The following is a 17,595-nucleotide window of genomic DNA, read 5'->3' as shown; positions in this document are numbered from 1 at the left end:
TTTATGCCTTATCTTGTAATGGTAGAAATTCCGAAGATTGTGAGGAGGTTAATTTAGCCGATAAAGTAAATAATCCTTTGTTAGCTATACGCTGCAGGTCATGTGTTACAATCATGGCAGCTATATTATCCTGCTGAGCTTGTTCTATAATTAAATCAAAAAGTAAATTTGCATTATAGGGATCCAATGCCGAAGTCGGCTCATCGGCAAGTAATAACGCAGGTTTATGAATAATAGAGCGAATAAAGGAAGCTCGTTGCCTTTCACCAATTGATAACTGTTTAGGATATTTATTTAGTAAATGAATAATGTTGAGTTTTTGCACTAAATAATCAAAGCGATCATTATCCACTTTTTTCTGTAATAGCTTTAACGATAATAAAATGTTGTCACGAACCGTTAAAAATGGCAGTAATCCACCTGTTTGTAACATAAAACCTAAATACTTAGCACGAACATCTGCCAATTGATCTATTTTATCTTGTTTGATGAGTGTTGCAATATCAATATCACAACTATCTATAGCCAGATTATAACAGCCAATTTCGTCTGGTTTTAGAATCATCCCCACCATTTCAAGTAAAGTACTTTTACCTGCACCACTGTCGCCCTGAATAACGACCACCTCACCAGCTTTTACAGTTAGCTTTGGTAGGCAAACACTAAAAAAGGATTTGCCTGTTGAGCGTGAAATTGCAATTTGATTGATGGTTAACATATTTTCTAACAACACAACTTTATGGCAACATTTCTAATGGTATAGGATACACATTCTCACGCGGATCGCTACCTTCAGCTAATGAAATCCAACGATCTACATCTGCATTACATTTTTGATAATAGCGAATTTTACTATTTAAATTACGAATAAATTTTTCTTGTTCAAGCCCACTCATACTTTTCCATGTATCTTGATCAAGCCCCGTTACATCGCTCTTATAAGGGATATTATCTAAATATTCACCAAGTAAACCCAAATCTGCAATTTTTGTGACAGAATCTGATTTTAATTTACTTGGATCTTGCCCCATTGCGGCAGCAACAGAGCGAAGTTGCGAAAACATATCATCGGCAGAAATCAATCCATCATTAGCTGCATTTGCAATTTTGCTAACAACATCACTCAGATCACTCAGTTGTGATTTTGTTAATAATATACGTGGCTCTGCTGTTGGTATAGTTGGTTTAACAAAATCTTTATCGGCAATCCAAGCCTTAAAAACTGACGGTGCTTTAGTACCTTTTACATCCCCTAAATAAGCAAGTTGCATTGCCTTACTTAATAACAATGCATCTTTTAACATATCAGAGTTATCATCTTTTGCATTTAGAGCATTACCAACAGAAGCTTCACCTCTATATGCTAGTTTGACTTGTTCAGATAGTGCTTGCGCTAATAAATCTACTTTTTTACCAAATTCATTAACATCACCAGCATTAACTGGGTAATAAAGTGATTTATGAATGAAATCGTTATAAGTTAAGTCTGAATATTGTGCTGCCGCTACTTGGTGATCTTTTGCACCACTTGGCGTTTTTAAATGTAGTGCATAAATGGCAACTCCTTTATGCTGAGCTTCTAGCCTTAATTGCGCTGCATCCATGCCAGTACTAGAAAGCTTATCATCCCCCGGAATCGCACTAGCATCTGTTATTAAAATCATATAACGTGCGCCAAAACTATTCCAATTAATATCATTTAATGCTTGAGCAATGCCCGCATAAGAATCTTCCGCAAAATACGAGGTAGAAACAGAAGCTTGTTTAAGTGAAGCACTTAACTTTTTAAAGTCTTCTTTATCCTTAACTTTATTTGGGTCGGCAAAAATCTTGGTAACAAATTCGAGCTTATCCGATGCTTTTAAGCTTGAGCGGAATGATATCAATCCGAATTTTACTTGTTCTTGTAGCTTTTCTTTTTCAATATGCTGATAAACTCGCGTTACCGCTTCTTTAGTTCTTGAAATATAAGGATCCATAGAAATAGTTGAATCAATAACAAACACAATAGCGGCTTTAAAAGGTACTACTTGATTTGCACTATCATCAGCAGTTTGAGCAGTGTTTTGCTTTGGGTTATTTTTTATCAATGATTCTTGTTTACTTACTGATGCGACCTCTAGCACTCGCTCATAAAACCCTCGCCCATTCATTACTTCTTCACCTTGCAAAATAGGTAATAAATAGAAATTACTTTTAAAATCTACAAACTCTTTAGGTTCTTGAGCAAGCACTTCTGGAGCTGCTTTATTCGCTTTTAGAGCTTCACGAATAGGTTTTAATAAAGTTTCAGGTTTATCGGCATCAACAATCGCAGTCAATGCAGCCTTATCCTTGAAAAATAGCAAAGGATCACGATCAACTGGATTAGTAAAAACTAATGTCATTTGCATATTCCAAGCAATAGTACATGAATCATTAATCCAACCAATAGTTTTTCCATAAGAATCTGGTCCTACATTAAGCCATTGCTGATTATTCTGATTTTTGCGATCATAAACATAATAACGTGAAAATGCAGGTAAAGATTTACCAGTAGGATCAGCAATATTACTTTTTAATTCGCATGTTGGCGTACTTAGTACACGCTGATATAGCGTTTTTTTACCTACCTGCTTAAGTGGCTCTGCGGCAAAACCAATTAATGGTAAACATGTTAAACCTATTGTGGAAATCAGTTTTGAGATAGCTAGCTTATTCATTCTTGCTCCTCACTATTTTTGTAATTGGGTTAAACGATCTTTAACGAATGTATTCTTTGGATCGTTAGTCAAAGATGTTTCATACCAATAAATAGCCGTTTCTTTATCAGCTTCAAAACAATTATTCACTTCATAAAATTTTTCGTCATACTCTTTTGCATATAGCATAGCAATGTTAGCATTTGTTTGTGCTTGATTTGCATATAAACGCTGAGCTATATTACATTTTCCTGCTTTTTTAGCTTCAGTAATTATCTGAATAATTGCTCCCGTTTCAGGTTTAGTCTGTAAACATTGTTGAATAAATGTTAAATCATCAGTAGAAATGTTGCTTAAACTACATTGTTCACTAACTTCCACTGTGGGAGTAGGTTGTAATTGTTTTTGGAAAAATAAAAAATACCACGCCGCAAGACCTAGTCCAATTAGTATCATACATCCAACAACAATAGAAACAATTAGCCCTAGGCGACTTTTTGATTTAACTGGTTCCTCAGGAGTTATTCCAGATTCTGACTCCGTTTCAATAGGTTCGACTAATGTTTCCTTTTGAGAGGTAATATTAGATTCTTCAATTAATGGCGGTTCATCTTCAACAATAGGATCATTAACTGGCTCAGGATGTTCTATAACTTGTTCTTCATTAGATAAAGTTGTTTGTGCGTTTAATGCTGTTGAGGCAAAAACAGTTTCTGCAATACTAACAACACCACCATCAACATAACTTTGATTTTGCTTATCACGAATTTGTATAAGAAATCGGAGCTGACTTTCTTGTGTCACCAAAGAGTCGACCAACCATTCACCAACGTATCCCGTTAATTTTTCATTTTCAACTGACATATTTTCAAGAGTATGCCAATTTTTTTCGGGGTTCCATTGATTCAAACCAGATAAGTAATAGCCATCCTGATTGCGTTGTACAAGTATATCAATTTGAGAACTACCACTCCATTTTTGAGCTAAAAACTTCGCAATACCGGGTTTATAACTATCTAATTCAATTCTTAATGCCATGATATCCTCTATTTTTATACTCAAATACGCGAGTATTATTCATCCGATCTATTGAATAGGGAAACATTTTCAACTCAAATAAGACTTCCCTATTACTCTATTTTTTATTTAATTTTAATTAATCTGCGATTGTTTGAAAAAATTAAGAATTTCACCCAATCGGCTATTTTGTTCTTGACTAATTTCTCGTCCTGCATGGTGCCCCACATTTTCTTGCGCAAGCATTGCAAATGCAACAAACCAATCAAATATCGCATACTGGGAATAATTTTTAGTTTTATCGTCCAGTTTCGGTAATGAATGTGATGATTGAACATTCAATTCACTTAGCGGTGAAGAAAATATCGGTTTCCCCTGATTAACTTTACTCATTGGTATATCATTTCCCTGCCCTTGAATAAAACCAAGCCATGCAATAAAATCGGCTAGTAAAGTGTGAATAGTACTAATTTGTCTAGATTCTAGATCATCACGCTTACTACCAGTATTTTCGTTATTCAAAATATGTTCGGTTAAACTTGCTTCAAGTTTCATTCGATTAGCTGCAGTAATAAGTTCTTCTACAATAAAAGAGAGTGATTTTTGATTGATACCAAAAAACTGTAAAATATGCTTATCTAATACAATATTCCTTAAATGCTCTAACCATGCCGAAAAAACAGTTTTGGCAAACTTTGATTCGGTTGGTAATGTGGCAACTTGTTTAGTGGTCAATGGTGAATTCTCATCAGAAAATAACTCGAAATCAGCATTTAAACCAAAATCATTCGATAAATTATCTAACAAATTATCATTGCTATCTTGCTGTGTTTCATTTTCTATTGTATTGGAATGATAAAGTGCTCTAATTGTTTGATCTGGTAATTCAAACACTTTAAGTAGTTCACCTAATAATAGTGCTTTACTTTGCAATTCTTTAACTGCATCAGCAATTACTTGCTTTTTCTTAACTAGCTCTTCATCACTATCCGCTTGATACCAAGTATCAAAACGCATATTAATAATGTAATCAATTTTCTCATTAAGTTGTTCAACAATACGTTGTTGTTTTACTTCCGTAATGGCAACTTGCTCCAAGTATTGGCTAATTCGGCCTATACCGCCATCATTAAGTTTTAACATGGCATCCCATGCTTCTTCTGGCTGGAACACATATTCTTTAATATCACTATTTTGCACAAATGTATTTTTTAATACATTCATTTTATCTTGATAATTTTCTCTATAATCAATCTCTTGGCTAGTGCTCGGTTCGACATTTAAAAATGGCACATCAAATCCTGGTTTTCGAACTAGAAAAATATTATTAAATTTGTGATTGTTCGACCAATTACTTAACCAATCATAACTACCAAAACGTTCTAAGATAGTTTGTTGTAACAAACCTCCTTTGCCCCAGCTATTTTTTAAATTATCTTCAGATAGTGTTAATGATGTGCCAATGCGTTTATCAAACATGGTTATTGCCCATAATAATCCCGGCTTTTTAGTAGCTCTTTTTTCAGCTGTTTCACCTTGGGTTTTATCAATCCAGCGCTCAAGTACTGGACCTACATCATTAACATCAGATTGTTTATCTGATGGTGTACAAACAACTAGCACATTCATTTCCTGGCTGTCAGTATATTTTTCAAAAAGATAAGCAACTTTACCACGCAATAAAAGCTGAGCAATTGGATTACCTTCTTTAACATCAGAAATCGATATCAAGTTTAGACGGCCTCGGTATCCAGGAAAATCAAGTAAATCTACATTTTCAAATGTTGGTACTCTGGTTTTATTGACTAATGGAAAAATTAATTCGGCAGTTAAAAAAGCCAATTGAGCTAAAGATATAGTTGTTGGTGCGCCATTTAATGGCGTTATAGTGACAGATGAATCTTTGTCGGTATTTAATCGCTCAAGAATATCAACATTCATAATACTGTCAATTTGTGACTTAGTACCGTTATTATCTTTGATTAAGACAGAAAGCGGCGCATATACCGTTTCAGCATGACTAAAACTTGATAAGGTCGTCGCTAGTTGGGTATAGATTGTGGTGAGTTCAGAAATACCACCCCATAAAACAGAAATCAGTTCACCACGATCAGATACAGGCAAATAAGGAAGAAGGTGCGTTGCTTTTTCCCAATATCCCCCTTTCAAACCTTCAAGCGAGTTACCGAAGTTCTCAGATAAATAATCATAAAGATCAACAACATCATCTTCAATAATACCGCCAACATAGCTTATTTGTTTTTTATTTTCTAACCGTTGAATCAACTGATTTAGCTGTGAAAACTCAATTTTATTGGATACTTTTTGTTGGTCAAAATCTTTAAAATAGGCATTTATTAAGATTTTTACAATTTCTATCTCTTTAAATAATTTTAATTCTAACGGATAGTTAGCTATACCACCTTTAGCAATACGGCTAAAACGAGTAACAAGACCTGTCGCTTCTTTACCACTACCTACAGGGTTTACATGATCAATAAAGTCTAAAACTTCGTTATCAACAACCGTTTCAAGCTTACCATTTTCACCCGCAGCTAGCGCTGAAATAAGGTACGATTTACCTGCCTGTGATAATCCAAAAAAACCAACTGCAACAGACTTAGTTGATACATCACCCAATCGTTTTGCACTATTACGTAAACGACGTAAATCTAAAATTAAATTATCTGCTTCACTATCTAAACGTTTAGATGAATGGCGTGTTTGATCTACCCACTCAATGGCCTTTGCTGATGCTTGATAGACCTGTTCCCAAGATTTAGGAAGTTGTTCATTTAAGTTTTTCATCGTTTTATCATTCCACTATCAAGCCAATATTGCGTACTTATTAAACCAGAGTTAACCATTGTATTTAAACTTAGTTTAATGTCCTGATTTTTATTGCAGGCTCGCCCATCAGAGGCTTTTACATCCTTAATATAAAAATTTTCGACCGTTTTTTGTTTGTTTTTTATGCCGAGAGTAACTTCTAATACGACGCCTTCAGCACTTAATCGCTTGGCCACTTCACTATTTTCAATTGTTAAAATATAAATAGGCGATGCTGGCCACCTTTCAACTTCGAGTTGCCTAAAACCAAGTCTTGTGGTGCCTCTAATTTCAAATGAGAGATCAGGGAAATCATAATCAGGATTATCTAAGTCAATATCTTGATAATAAACATTTTCTTTTTTAATCATATTAAGATTATCTAAAAGTCCAATGTATTTAACTGTTGAATATAAATCCATATTAGAAGATCTAAAATAGAAATTAGGTAATCGTAAATTTTTACTTAAAAAACAAAGCATAGCACCCACAGCAGCCGTTGTTTTAGGATCATCAATGCGTTCTTGTTTATGAAAAGGATACCAACCACCAGTATGATAACCATGTAAAGGCAAAATTCGCCCTGCAGGCATAGATAAGCGTGATCGGAAATAACTTTGAATTCCCGGTAATCGAGAAGGGCGACCAGTTAATAAAAGAACATCACACTGATAACAACTAATAATTTCGGATAATGCATCAAACGTTTTACAGATGTTGTAATAATCACCACGAATAAACAAATAATGTATACGTTTAAGGTTAATATCGATACTTAAATCAAGTACCGAAAACTCAGGGTTATTTAATGCGCGCCTAATAGGTTCATTTATAAAATTAAGCACATTGTCAGTCATAGTATTATGTTGTAATAATTCGCCAAAGGTAGAACGATAATCATGTTGCTCTGAATGTAATGGATCATAAAGTTCATACGCTTTTAATATTTGTAATCCAACCGGTGTAAATAACTGTAAAGTGAGTTGTTGGCGCAATACCGCATCTTGGATAGATAGTTGTTGTGAACCAATAATAGTAGATAAAATTGGGTTTGGATCTGCAATTCCAGCTTGTTTTAGACCATTTGTTAAAGCGGTTAGAACGGTATCTTGAATGATATCAAGTAAAATATCATCACCTGCAACTTTGAATCCATCACGAAAACGTTGCGTTGGTACAATATAAGCATTACTACTGTTGGTTTGACCACTTACACCATAATCTAATTGGTAATCGTTAATCACTAAATCTGTTGTGCCGCCACCAATATCAACTGTTGCAATAGTTAGTTTCTGTTTATTAGCTTTACCTGGACGTACCATTGAAGCAATAAATTCTTCACTGCGCCCATTATAATTATTTTGTGTCTCGTTAAAGAGGTAAACCACTTGCCCGCAAGTCGCCTCGTCCCATTGAATATACACTTCAGGGATATTTGGCCATACACTTTTTAGTTGTTCTGGATTATTGAAATCAATATTTTTATCTGAACTATCCCAACCAAGGCTTTTCCAAACCAAACCTATTGCTTGATATACGCAACTTTTAAATATTGCTTGTTCTGGTTTTGGCATAGCTGGCGGAATAGTTAAAATAATAGATCGTAAATTACGTGGAGTTTTAGCATGCTCAAGTTTATTACGCTGAGCAACACTATTCATTTGCATTAATGCATGCATTAATACTTCACATAACATAAAAGTCATCAAAGAACTACGTGAGTATTTGGGGTGGAAAACCGGCATTTTACGGTCATACTCTTCTTCAATATCATTACTTAAAATATGTAATGCTTCACCGTATTCATTAATTAAGCTTGAAAAAGGTTCTGCTGTTGCAAATGGTTCATGATCACTTTTTACATAATGAGAATTAAAACGCCAACCTTGCTCATATTTATCTTGATCCCATAAATAGCGTTTAGGGCTTGAAAGACCCGTTGCACCTTCATTACCCTCTCGCCGACTTGCAAGCCGACTTGCCTCTTGGCCTACACGGACAATACTTGGCCATCGGAATGTATCTCGTCGACCGCTTTGTAATGAAAAATGTTCTTTACCGAAAAAAGTTTGGGCAAATTCTACTCGGCTTTCAAACGGTTCATTGTAAATATGCTCTGGTTGGGTTAAGTCTCGAATTTCAAGCTCATAACGATGATTTAAACTATCTTTATCTTGGGCATGATCTTCAATTAAAATGCCACAAGTGCGTGAATTACCCACATCTAAAATCATATCAACAGGAATTGATTTAACAACATCATCTTTATTGTTTGACACAATTTTAATTGTTGGCAATTGCAAGGAGTCGGCAAGTAAGTGGATGATATTTAGGTAATGCGCATAATAAGATTTATTTTTAATCTCTTTATTAATATCATCTTTATGTATCTTTAAACGTTCAGGTTGTGGCGCAAGTTCTTGAAAGAGATCAATTAACCAACTGGTTATCCATTTGAGTTCTAAATACCATGAAACGTGATCTGAGCGATGTGCTAAACTAAATACTGCACCAGTCATCACATCGTTTTCGGTTGGCGCAAGATAAGCAACATCTTGTAAGTTAGCAAATACTTTTGTATCAAAAGCAAAAGTGATTCGATGTGTATTACCATCAGGATCTTCACCTTCAGGAATACTAACGATTCGAACTCGGCTCCAGTTATGTGGCCCTTTATCAAAACGATTTGAAGGTATTGAACGTAACATAGGAACTGGTAACCAAATGCCATCGTATAGTTTTAAGGACTGTTCAACACTAATTTCCTGTGTTGGATTAACAGCAAATGTGGGATTATCTGGTGTAAAAAATTGACCACTTTCCACATCTTCAACCAACCTAATTAGCGCACCACTCTCAGAGGGATCAATAAAGCACCCATTAACTTTACTGCGCCATTCATTATCTTTCCAATCGATTTTAAGTGCAAAGTCAAGAAACTGAATACCGCTATTCATAATAAGTGTCACTTCTTGACCATAATTGCGTAATTCTGGAAGCATATACAACCTTTATTGTTTTTTCATTGTTATTGGGAATGAAGTCCCATTATTATAAATTCCCTGACAATTAGCATTATTATTTTTGTCTGGTGTACATTGAATCTTTGGTAATTGATATTTGGTATTGTCACTACAAACAGCCTCAGTGTTACCCGATATATCTAAATTGGCATTTTTAATGTTTGTACCCACATTACCTGTACATTTGACACCATCACTACGTGTTACAGTGACTTCGCCATTCCCATCATTAAAGTTATAACTTAATTGTAATGGTTTACCAGTGGCTTTATCTTGAATACCACCATTTACAGACCATTGACCATTTAAGAATTTTGTCGATCCTTGTTTAATTGCATCAGCTGGCATAGCTAAATGATTAGTTTGATCAACAGCTGAATTAGAATCTGATTTATTATCTTTATCCGATGGCGAAGATGTCTGCTCAGCACTATCTTTATCTTGTTTATCTTGCTCGCTTTGATCATTTTGGATATTTGCATCATCTTTTTTATCAGGATCTAAAGGGGTAGATTTGTCATCTTTATCATCCGTTCTTGCCGCATCTTGCTCGCTTTTATTATCTTTAGCATCAGGATCTGGAATATTATTACTATCATTTCCATTGTCTGTAGGTAAAGAATGATCAACTGAATCACCAGCCACGTTGCTATTGGTAGGAATATTATTTGCATTGTCTAAAATCGTACCATTTGGTATAGCGTTATTGGTGACACCTAATCGATTATCAACGACAACATTTTTTGGCTCTGGATCTTTTCTATCTTGTTTTTCATCTTTTTCTGGTTGGCTAATATTACTATTATCTAAAGATACATTCGGGTTAATCGATATTTGAGGTTTTAGCCAACAGCCGCGTAATAAAAACAATGCTAACAAAAGTAACAATAAAGGTAATAACCCTAACAACCATACCCACCAACGTTTCCACCATGGTCTATTATTAATTTGTGGAGTAACTACTTCTGTGATTGTTGGCGTTACTTTTTTTGTAGGCTCTAAACAATAGAATGGAGAATTTACTTGAGGCGTTTGTGGATAAACAAACCCCCAAAAAGTAATCACTGGTTTACCATTAACAATATAAACAAATTGATTACTAGGAAAGCGTATTGCCATCAAGTTAGGTTCTAGACTTTGTGAATTGTGTTTTGGATCATAAATAAGGCGGCTGAACAATAGCTGATCGCCTTTAATATTTGGGTTACTAGCTAGTTGCTCACCTAGAGCCACAACTTTTCGCTCAAATTCCTTTAAAAGCTTAAGGGCGGATTCTTGTTCGGATTCACTAGCCGATGTCCAAGGGACTATATCATATTGCCCATCTGGTTGATTTGAATCAAAAGGAATATACCAATCAATAATATTACCTTGGTCATTGCGTTGAGGAATGGCTAAATAATCGGCAAATTGTTTGCCTAATTTAACTCTAAACGTTTCCCGAATTTGAGCTGCGACTAAATAAGCAGCTTTTCCATCATGCCCAAGCATTTTGAAATCTTTAATATCACCACTTCGAAGTAATGTATTTGCCATATATTTCTTTTCATTCCTTTATATCATTTTTATTTCTTATAATTTCTTTTTAAAATTATGACAAGTTTAACAGAAAACGCCATTATTGTAATTGATATCATCATGGATATTCTGAATTTTAAACATATCTTTTAATAGATTATGTCATAAATGGCAGAATTAATACAGATTATAAAAAATTAAATAATCAATTGAATTATAATAACTTTAATCATAATTGCGATACCATTGATGAGCTTAACTTTTATACTAAAACATATACTTTCCTGAAAGTTTTTTACAAAATTATTTTAAGAACTCATCATCTGTTAATACTCGTAATGGTTGCATATCGCTTTCACCTTTTATAACTAAAGAAGGATCGGAGCGTAAGCAAGTCCCACCATAATGTCCACCAACAGTAAAAGTACATAACTGTAGATAACGATCTTCGACTTTCGGTAAGCACCATAGTTCTTGGTAAATATTTTCTTGTTTAGCAAATCGTCCTACTGTTTTATCAAGGATCTGTTCTTGATTATTTACTAATTGAATATCACTACCACGGCGTCCAGCTATTGGTTTTATTGCATAACCTTTTTTAATTAGGCTTTCATTGAGTTCAAAAGTAGACTCTAATAGGTAACGATGATTAGGAAATAAGGACCATAATACGGGTAAAATAGCTTTATTACTTGGAATAACCGTCCACAGTGGTTCGAAAACGGAGACTTCCGGTCGTAAAAACACATCGAGCAATCTGACTGAATTTTCAGGATGCCATGTACGAATTGGTAACCCTGCAATTTGTGCCTCGCTTTCTTCTCGAAGTTGCTCTAATACTGTTTCCCAAGCCCATGTCTTCCAAACACAAGTTACTTGGCGATCTTCATCATCAACAAGTCGACCACGTTTATCCCATCTTAGTCCAGTAAGCCCTCGTAAAATTTTGCTATTAAATCCCGCTTGAGTAAGTGCTGTTTGCATAAATAATGCATGATAATTTTCTTCACTATCATTATCTTGCATAATATGAACAAAAGATTGAGCATCACTATGCTTCCAACAGTTAGCTAAAGAATTAAGCAAACCACTACTAGGATTGGTTCCTATATTCAGTCCAGCTTGAATAGCCCATTTTTGCAAAATATGACCTGCCTCAGTATGGCAAGAAGCAGAATCAGCATTATATTCATAGACTTTAAAGCCTCGTTCATCCATACAAAAATCTAACCGCCCAGTAATCATTTGGTAACGGCGCTGCTGCCATGAAAGTCTTAATCTTGGCCATAATATTTCTGGGATATTAAAATTAAGTAATAAATTATCGTCCTTTAATACTTTATCTGTGGCATGCAAATACATTAAATGTAATTCATTGGTTGCGCGAATAAGCTCTTGTTCGGCACTTTCAGAAATAGTGAAATAGCGATAGTGATCATCATGACTAATAGCATGACCTGTCGCTGAAACATACGCACTTTCTAATGGATCTGATTCATTTAACCAATTTTTATCAAATTGACCTTGGTTTTCAATATGCGCGCTATGAATTTCAAGTAACGGTTTAGGAATTTTAGGTTGCGGTAAACTATATTCAGTCTTGTCAGTTTGAATCATCCACCCTAAGATTTTCGTATCATCAAACGAGTCATGTAATTGGTAACCGTCACTGGTCACTGTCATTTTAAGTTCACGAGTCCATTGCTGCCCAATTGGTAAACGCTTATGTATGACATTTTGTTCTGCTATCCGTACTTTATCTTTAAATACTTCAGTAATGATCGCCACATGACCTGTACGGTCAAAAAAACCACCATCATCCCAAACAAGTAACGCACCAGCCTCGGGCTTTTTTTTGCTTCCGTTTGCAAAAGCTTGCAAAGGTAAAATCGCTTCATTAACAACTTTCCTTAGAAAACGTAGTGAAAAAATTTCATGCGCCATACCAACATCTGTAAAAACAATACCATAGTTTAAAAATAAAAATCGCCTTGCAAATTCAACGCATTGCCATTTATATCCCATATATTCATAACCAGAATAGCTACGAAAAGATGCATCATTAGGGTATTGTTTTTGATCTAAAGTTTCATAATCAGATGAATAAATGGCAACGCCACCTGGCGCATACCCTAATAATGTACCAAAAGGTTCTTTATTATTGGACTTAGATGACATGTTATTTTAGCCTTATTAGTAAATAGCAAGATACGTTAATTACACTATGTTATAATTTTCTATCATAGATCAAAATATATACTTTAAAAAGCAATGTTTATTATTCGTTACTTGAAGAATAGTAAACTGCCTATATATAGTGTTTATTCTTGGTAGTCGTAACGATACATCGAACCAAATAAACGAGAAAAATAAAATTATGCAAAAAACTAAATTAAATGAGTTATTAGAGTTTCCATGCTCTTTTACCTATAAAGTAATGGGAGAAGCAAAACCAGAGCTTGTAGACAAAGTGGTATCAGTGATTCAACGCCATGCTCCTGGCGATTATACGCCATCAATCAAACCTAGTAGTAAAGGTAATTATCATTCTGTATCAATTACCATTAATGCAACGCATATCGATCAGGTCGAAAATCTTTATAAAGAATTAGGTGAAATCGATATTGTAAGAATGGTTTTATAGTGTTTTACTTTTTGCTAAAAATTGAAAGTTTTATCGGTATAGATAAGGCTTTCTGCTATACAATAAAAAATTCAATAAAATCAATGCCCTACCTGAATGATTTTTAGTGAATATTCATCTTTATTACAACAAAAGAATTAATTAGAAAATATTATAGAATCAATGTATTTTATTAAGATATTCAAATTAGTATTGTATAAGCAGTAACATAAATTCATTCAAGATGATAAAGCGCAAGATAGTGTTAACTGCCTTGCGCTTTTAATAAAAAACAAATTATCCTAAAATTTTCACTAATTCTTTTGTTACTTCAGTTACAGCTTGCGTTCCATCAATACGGAAATATTGTGTCCGCCCTTCTTTGGCTTCATGCTGATAATAACTAATTAGTGGTTTAGTCAAATCGTGATATTCAACAAGGCGTTTACGAACGATTTCTTCGTTATCATCTTTGCGAATAGTAAGTGGTTCACCAGTCACATCATCAACATTTTCAACCTTTGGTGGATTATGGCGAATGTGATAAACACGACCTGAAGGAGCATGAATTCGTCGCCCACTCATACGATCAATAATCACTGCGTCTGGTACATCAAATTCAAGCACATAGTCAACATTTATGCCAGCTGTTTTCATTGCATCTGCTTGTGGAACCGTGCGAGGGAAGCCATCTAGCAAAAAGCCATTAGCACAATCGCTTTGTGCAATACGTTCTTTAACTAATGCAATAACGAGTTCATCGGTAACTAGCTTACCGGCATCCATTAACTCCTTAGCTTGTAAACCAAGTGGACTACCAGCTTTTACTGCTGCTCGCAACATATCACCAGTTGAAATTTGAGGAATACCATATTTTTGCATAATAAATTGTGCTTGTGTTCCCTTTCCAGCTCCTGGTGCTCCTAATAAAATAATTCTCATAAAATAACCTCTTATAGCTTTAATATAAATAAAGCTTCTATTCTGGTAGATAATGAAATATCACCTTACTGCTGGATATTAAACCATCAGTTGGGCAAATATAGTTAACCGCTCCACAACCTTTGATCATTTGAGCTTTTTGCAAACAAGTTGGGCAAATATACTGTTCAAGATAATGTTGCTTACAATGAGGACAATTAAAATTCTGTGGCGAAACAACACTCATTTTATGATGACACTTTGGACAAAGGCCTTCTTTCCCTGAATCATTCATTAATTTTCCTGACATAAATTAGTTTCGCCCTCTTACATGCTTCATTAATCGACGACGTTTACGTTGCTGTGATGCAGTTAAAGTATTTTTTCTACCTTCGAATGGGTTAGCCCCTTCTTTAAACTGAATTCGAATTGGTGATCCCATGATTTTTAGTGATCGTCTAAAATAGTTCATCAAATAACGTTTATAAGAATCTGGTAGATCTTCTACTTGGTTACCATGAATCACAACAATTGGTGGATTATAACCACCAGCATGTGCATATTTCAGTTTAACACGTCGTCCTCGAACTAAAGGCGGCTGATGGTCATCTTGTGCCATTTGCATAATCTTGGTTAATAATGCGGTATTAACACGACGTGTTGCACAATCATATGCTTCTTGAATCGAATCAAATAAGTTACCAACACCACTACCATGCAACGCAGAAATAAAGTGCACACGAGCAAAATCAATAAAATCTAATCTATCATCTAATGTCGTTTTAACTTGCTCTTTGATATCTTGTGATAAACCATCCCATTTATTAACGGCTATCACAAGTGAGCGCCCACTATTAATAATAAAACCAAGCAATGATAAGTCTTGATCGGATACACCTTCTCTGGCATCAATAACTAAAATAACTACATTAGCATCTTCAATTGCTTGTAACGTTTTAATAACTGAAAATTTTTCAACTGTTTCAGTAACTTTTCCTCGTTTACGTACACCAGCCGTATCAATCAAGATATATTCACGTTCATCTCGATTCATTGGTATATAGATACTGTCTCGAGTTGTCCCTGGCATATCATATACAACAACTCGCTCTTCACCTAAAATTCGATTAGTTAGTGTTGACTTACCAACATTTGGTCGGCCAACAATAGCAACTTTGATAGGTTGATTGATTAATGATTCTGTTTCATCAACAAAATCATCACATAATTCAGTTAGATTATCTAATTGTTGATTATCATCCGAGTTATTATCTTCGTTATTATCGAACTGGAAAATAGGATCTAATACAGTTTCAATTAATGAACTTACGCCACGACCATGACTAGCTGCAATTGGGTGAATTTCTCCCAATCCTAAACCATAAAAATCAGAAATCGCAGTATCGACATCAATACCATCAATTTTATTGGCTACTAAAAAAGTAGCTTTATCGCGAGAACGGAGATGTTTTGCAATAGCATGATCAGCTGGCATTGTACCAGCTCTAGCATCAACCAAGAAAAGAACAATATCAGCTTCTTCTATTGCTTGTAGGGATTGTTCAGCCATAAAGCTTTCAACCCCATCTTCTGTTCCATCAATACCACCAGTATCAATCAAGATATATTCATGGCCCTTGATCTCAGCTCTTCCATATTTACGATCACGAGTTAATCCAGGAAAGTCAGCCACTAAGGCATCTCGAGTTCGTGTTAACCGATTAAATAGAGTCGACTTTCCAACATTTGGACGACCAACAAGCGCTACAACAGGTACCATGTTTCTTCTCTAGATTACTTTAATTCTTTGTAAAGGCGTAAATATCACCATTTTTAGCTTGGACAATTAACTTATTGCTTACAACTAATGGTTTAGATATTAATCCGCTACTACTCACTTGTGTTTTAGCAACAAGTTCACCGTTTTCAGCATTTAACCAATATAGGTAACCTTCAAAATCACCAAACACGACATAATTCTGGTAGATGACAGGATCAGTTAACAAACGATGAGTAAAGTTTGACTGAGTCCAAAGTTCTCCGCCACCACTCTTAGCGATGGCCCGAACATTGTCATCCTGATCAATAACAAACAATCTATCGGTATCAACAGCAAAGCTATGAATAGATCCAAGTACTTTACGCCAAACAGTTTGACCATTACTTAAATCAAGCGCAACAACACTACCATTATAACCAACAGAATAGACTAAATTACCTTCAACTACCGGAGTAGAATCAACATCATTTAATTTTGCTATTTCTGTAGAGCCTGATGGCTGTGAAATGCGTTGTTGCCAAATTAATTGGCCATCATTAATATAGTAAGCATTTACTCGACCATTATCATCACCAACGATTGCTGCACCATGAGCGATAGTGGGTGTAGAGTTACCTCTTATTGATAATGTTGGAACTTCGAAGGAAACATCCCACAAATAATCACCAGTGTCACGATTAATACCTTGAAGAACACCATTAGCAGTATGAATTATTAATTTGTTATCAGAAGATACCGGGCGGGCAAGTACTTCCCCTTTCACTGCTTTTTCCCAAACAACTCTACCATTGAGACGATCTAACGCATAGACAATGGCACGTTCACTACCTACATAGACATATTTATCATCAGCACTTACACCACCTGAAAATAGTGCAGTTTTACTACTGAAAAGTGTACTTTTAGATAAATTGACATCCCATATAGTATTACCACTTGATAAATCAATTGCCTTAACTTGTCCACTACGACTCGCTACATAGATAGCATTATCATAATTAATCGGACCTAATAATGAATAAATATGAGTATTACCAGCAGTACTATTTTTCCATACTTGTTGAATAGAAAATTGATTATCTACTTTCGGTGACGGTGCAATTTGTACAATCTCATCTTCTTTACCGAATAAAGAACACCCAGCTAGTGAAAAAACAAAAACACCAACAAAAAGATATTTTGATAACTTCATTGTATAGACCC

General features: G+C 34.9%; 12 protein-coding genes. 1 reads left to right on the top strand and 11 read right to left on the bottom strand.

Annotated elements, in window-relative coordinates; translation table 11 throughout:
* Position 1: 1 nt before the first annotated feature.
* The 7 genes from ACGH6S_RS01180 to gss form a co-directional block, all read right to left on the bottom strand.
* On the bottom strand, positions 2-718 hold the full coding sequence (locus ACGH6S_RS01180; protein ID WP_065625390.1) for an ABC transporter ATP-binding protein: 717 nt from the start codon (positions 716-718) through the stop codon (positions 2-4).
* A 19-nt stretch (positions 719-737) separates the two neighbouring features.
* Positions 738-2,702 (bottom strand): vWA domain-containing protein, encoded by a 1,965-nt coding sequence (locus tag ACGH6S_RS01175; protein ID WP_411578215.1) that lies wholly within the window; start codon positions 2,700-2,702, stop codon positions 738-740.
* Positions 2,703-2,714: 12 nt separating this feature from the next.
* Complete coding sequence (locus ACGH6S_RS01170) at positions 2,715-3,719, bottom strand: hypothetical protein (protein WP_085164565.1); 1,005 nt, start codon at positions 3,717-3,719, stop codon at positions 2,715-2,717.
* 114 nt (positions 3,720-3,833) lie between these two features.
* Complete coding sequence (locus tag ACGH6S_RS01165) at positions 3,834-6,506, bottom strand: putative virulence factor (RefSeq protein WP_411578214.1); 2,673 nt, start codon at positions 6,504-6,506, stop codon at positions 3,834-3,836.
* Positions 6,503-9,529, bottom strand: a complete 3,027-nt coding sequence (locus ACGH6S_RS01160; protein WP_065609325.1) for a virulence factor SrfB — start codon at positions 9,527-9,529, stop codon at positions 6,503-6,505. The genes ACGH6S_RS01165 and ACGH6S_RS01160 overlap by 4 nt, the downstream gene beginning before the upstream one ends.
* A 9-nt stretch (positions 9,530-9,538) precedes the next feature.
* On the bottom strand, positions 9,539-11,086 hold the full coding sequence (locus tag ACGH6S_RS01155; RefSeq protein WP_411578213.1) for an SrfA family protein: 1,548 nt from the start codon (positions 11,084-11,086) through the stop codon (positions 9,539-9,541).
* 285 nt (positions 11,087-11,371) lie between these two features.
* Entirely contained in the window at positions 11,372-13,246 is a 1,875-nt protein-coding gene (gene gss / locus ACGH6S_RS01150) for a bifunctional glutathionylspermidine amidase/synthase (RefSeq protein ID WP_411578212.1), read from the bottom strand.
* A gap of 199 nt (positions 13,247-13,445) precedes the next feature.
* Here gss and ybeD point away from each other — a divergent pair, with 199 nt between their 5' ends.
* Positions 13,446-13,712, top strand: coding sequence for a DUF493 family protein YbeD (gene ybeD / locus ACGH6S_RS01145; protein ID WP_034913328.1), 267 nt, complete (start codon positions 13,446-13,448; stop codon positions 13,710-13,712).
* A 276-nt stretch (positions 13,713-13,988) separates the two neighbouring features.
* Here the strand turns inward: ybeD and adk are convergent, their stop codons facing one another.
* The 4 genes from adk to bamB are packed head-to-tail and all read right to left on the bottom strand — an operon-like array spanning position 13,989 to position 17,584.
* Complete coding sequence (gene adk, locus ACGH6S_RS01140) at positions 13,989-14,633, bottom strand: adenylate kinase (RefSeq protein WP_034913307.1); 645 nt, start codon at positions 14,631-14,633, stop codon at positions 13,989-13,991.
* A 37-nt stretch (positions 14,634-14,670) separates the two neighbouring features.
* Complete coding sequence (locus ACGH6S_RS01135; RefSeq protein WP_081296711.1) at positions 14,671-14,922, bottom strand: zinc-ribbon domain-containing protein; 252 nt, start codon at positions 14,920-14,922, stop codon at positions 14,671-14,673.
* A 3-nt stretch (positions 14,923-14,925) separates the two neighbouring features.
* A complete protein-coding gene (gene der, locus ACGH6S_RS01130) occupies positions 14,926-16,392 on the bottom strand; it encodes a ribosome biogenesis GTPase Der (protein ID WP_296317467.1) in 1,467 nt (488 codons plus the stop codon).
* 19 nt (positions 16,393-16,411) lie between these two features.
* Positions 16,412-17,584, bottom strand: a complete 1,173-nt coding sequence (gene bamB, locus ACGH6S_RS01125; protein ID WP_065590195.1) for an outer membrane protein assembly factor BamB — start codon at positions 17,582-17,584, stop codon at positions 16,412-16,414.
* Between the last annotated feature and the right edge of the window lie 11 nt (positions 17,585-17,595).

The organism is Gilliamella sp. BG3, from assembly GCF_046635605.1.
In the GTDB taxonomy this organism is placed as follows: domain Bacteria; phylum Pseudomonadota; class Gammaproteobacteria; order Enterobacterales; family Orbaceae; genus Gilliamella; species Gilliamella bombi.
The sequence above is the reverse complement of the archived record's forward strand: the minus strand, read 5'-3'. Positions and strand labels throughout refer to the sequence as shown.

Coding starts and splice junctions, on each gene's coding strand:
- ACGH6S_RS01180 (WP_065625390.1), bottom strand. CDS start 718: ATGTTAACCATCAATCAAATTGCAATTTCACGCTCAACAGGCAAATCC.
- ACGH6S_RS01175 (WP_411578215.1), bottom strand. CDS start 2,702: ATGAATAAGCTAGCTATCTCAAAACTGATTTCCACAATAGGTTTAACA.
- ACGH6S_RS01170 (WP_085164565.1), bottom strand. CDS start 3,719: ATGGCATTAAGAATTGAATTAGATAGTTATAAACCCGGTATTGCGAAG.
- ACGH6S_RS01165 (WP_411578214.1), bottom strand. CDS start 6,506: ATGAAAAACTTAAATGAACAACTTCCTAAATCTTGGGAACAGGTCTAT.
- ACGH6S_RS01160 (WP_065609325.1), bottom strand. CDS start 9,529: ATGCTTCCAGAATTACGCAATTATGGTCAAGAAGTGACACTTATTATG.
- ACGH6S_RS01155 (WP_411578213.1), bottom strand. CDS start 11,086: ATGGCAAATACATTACTTCGAAGTGGTGATATTAAAGATTTCAAAATG.
- gss (WP_411578212.1), bottom strand. CDS start 13,246: ATGTCATCTAAGTCCAATAATAAAGAACCTTTTGGTACATTATTAGGG.
- ybeD (WP_034913328.1), top strand. CDS start 13,446: ATGCAAAAAACTAAATTAAATGAGTTATTAGAGTTTCCATGCTCTTTT.
- adk (WP_034913307.1), bottom strand. CDS start 14,633: ATGAGAATTATTTTATTAGGAGCACCAGGAGCTGGAAAGGGAACACAA.
- ACGH6S_RS01135 (WP_081296711.1), bottom strand. CDS start 14,922: ATGTCAGGAAAATTAATGAATGATTCAGGGAAAGAAGGCCTTTGTCCA.
- der (WP_296317467.1), bottom strand. CDS start 16,392: ATGGTACCTGTTGTAGCGCTTGTTGGTCGTCCAAATGTTGGAAAGTCG.
- bamB (WP_065590195.1), bottom strand. CDS start 17,584: ATGAAGTTATCAAAATATCTTTTTGTTGGTGTTTTTGTTTTTTCACTA.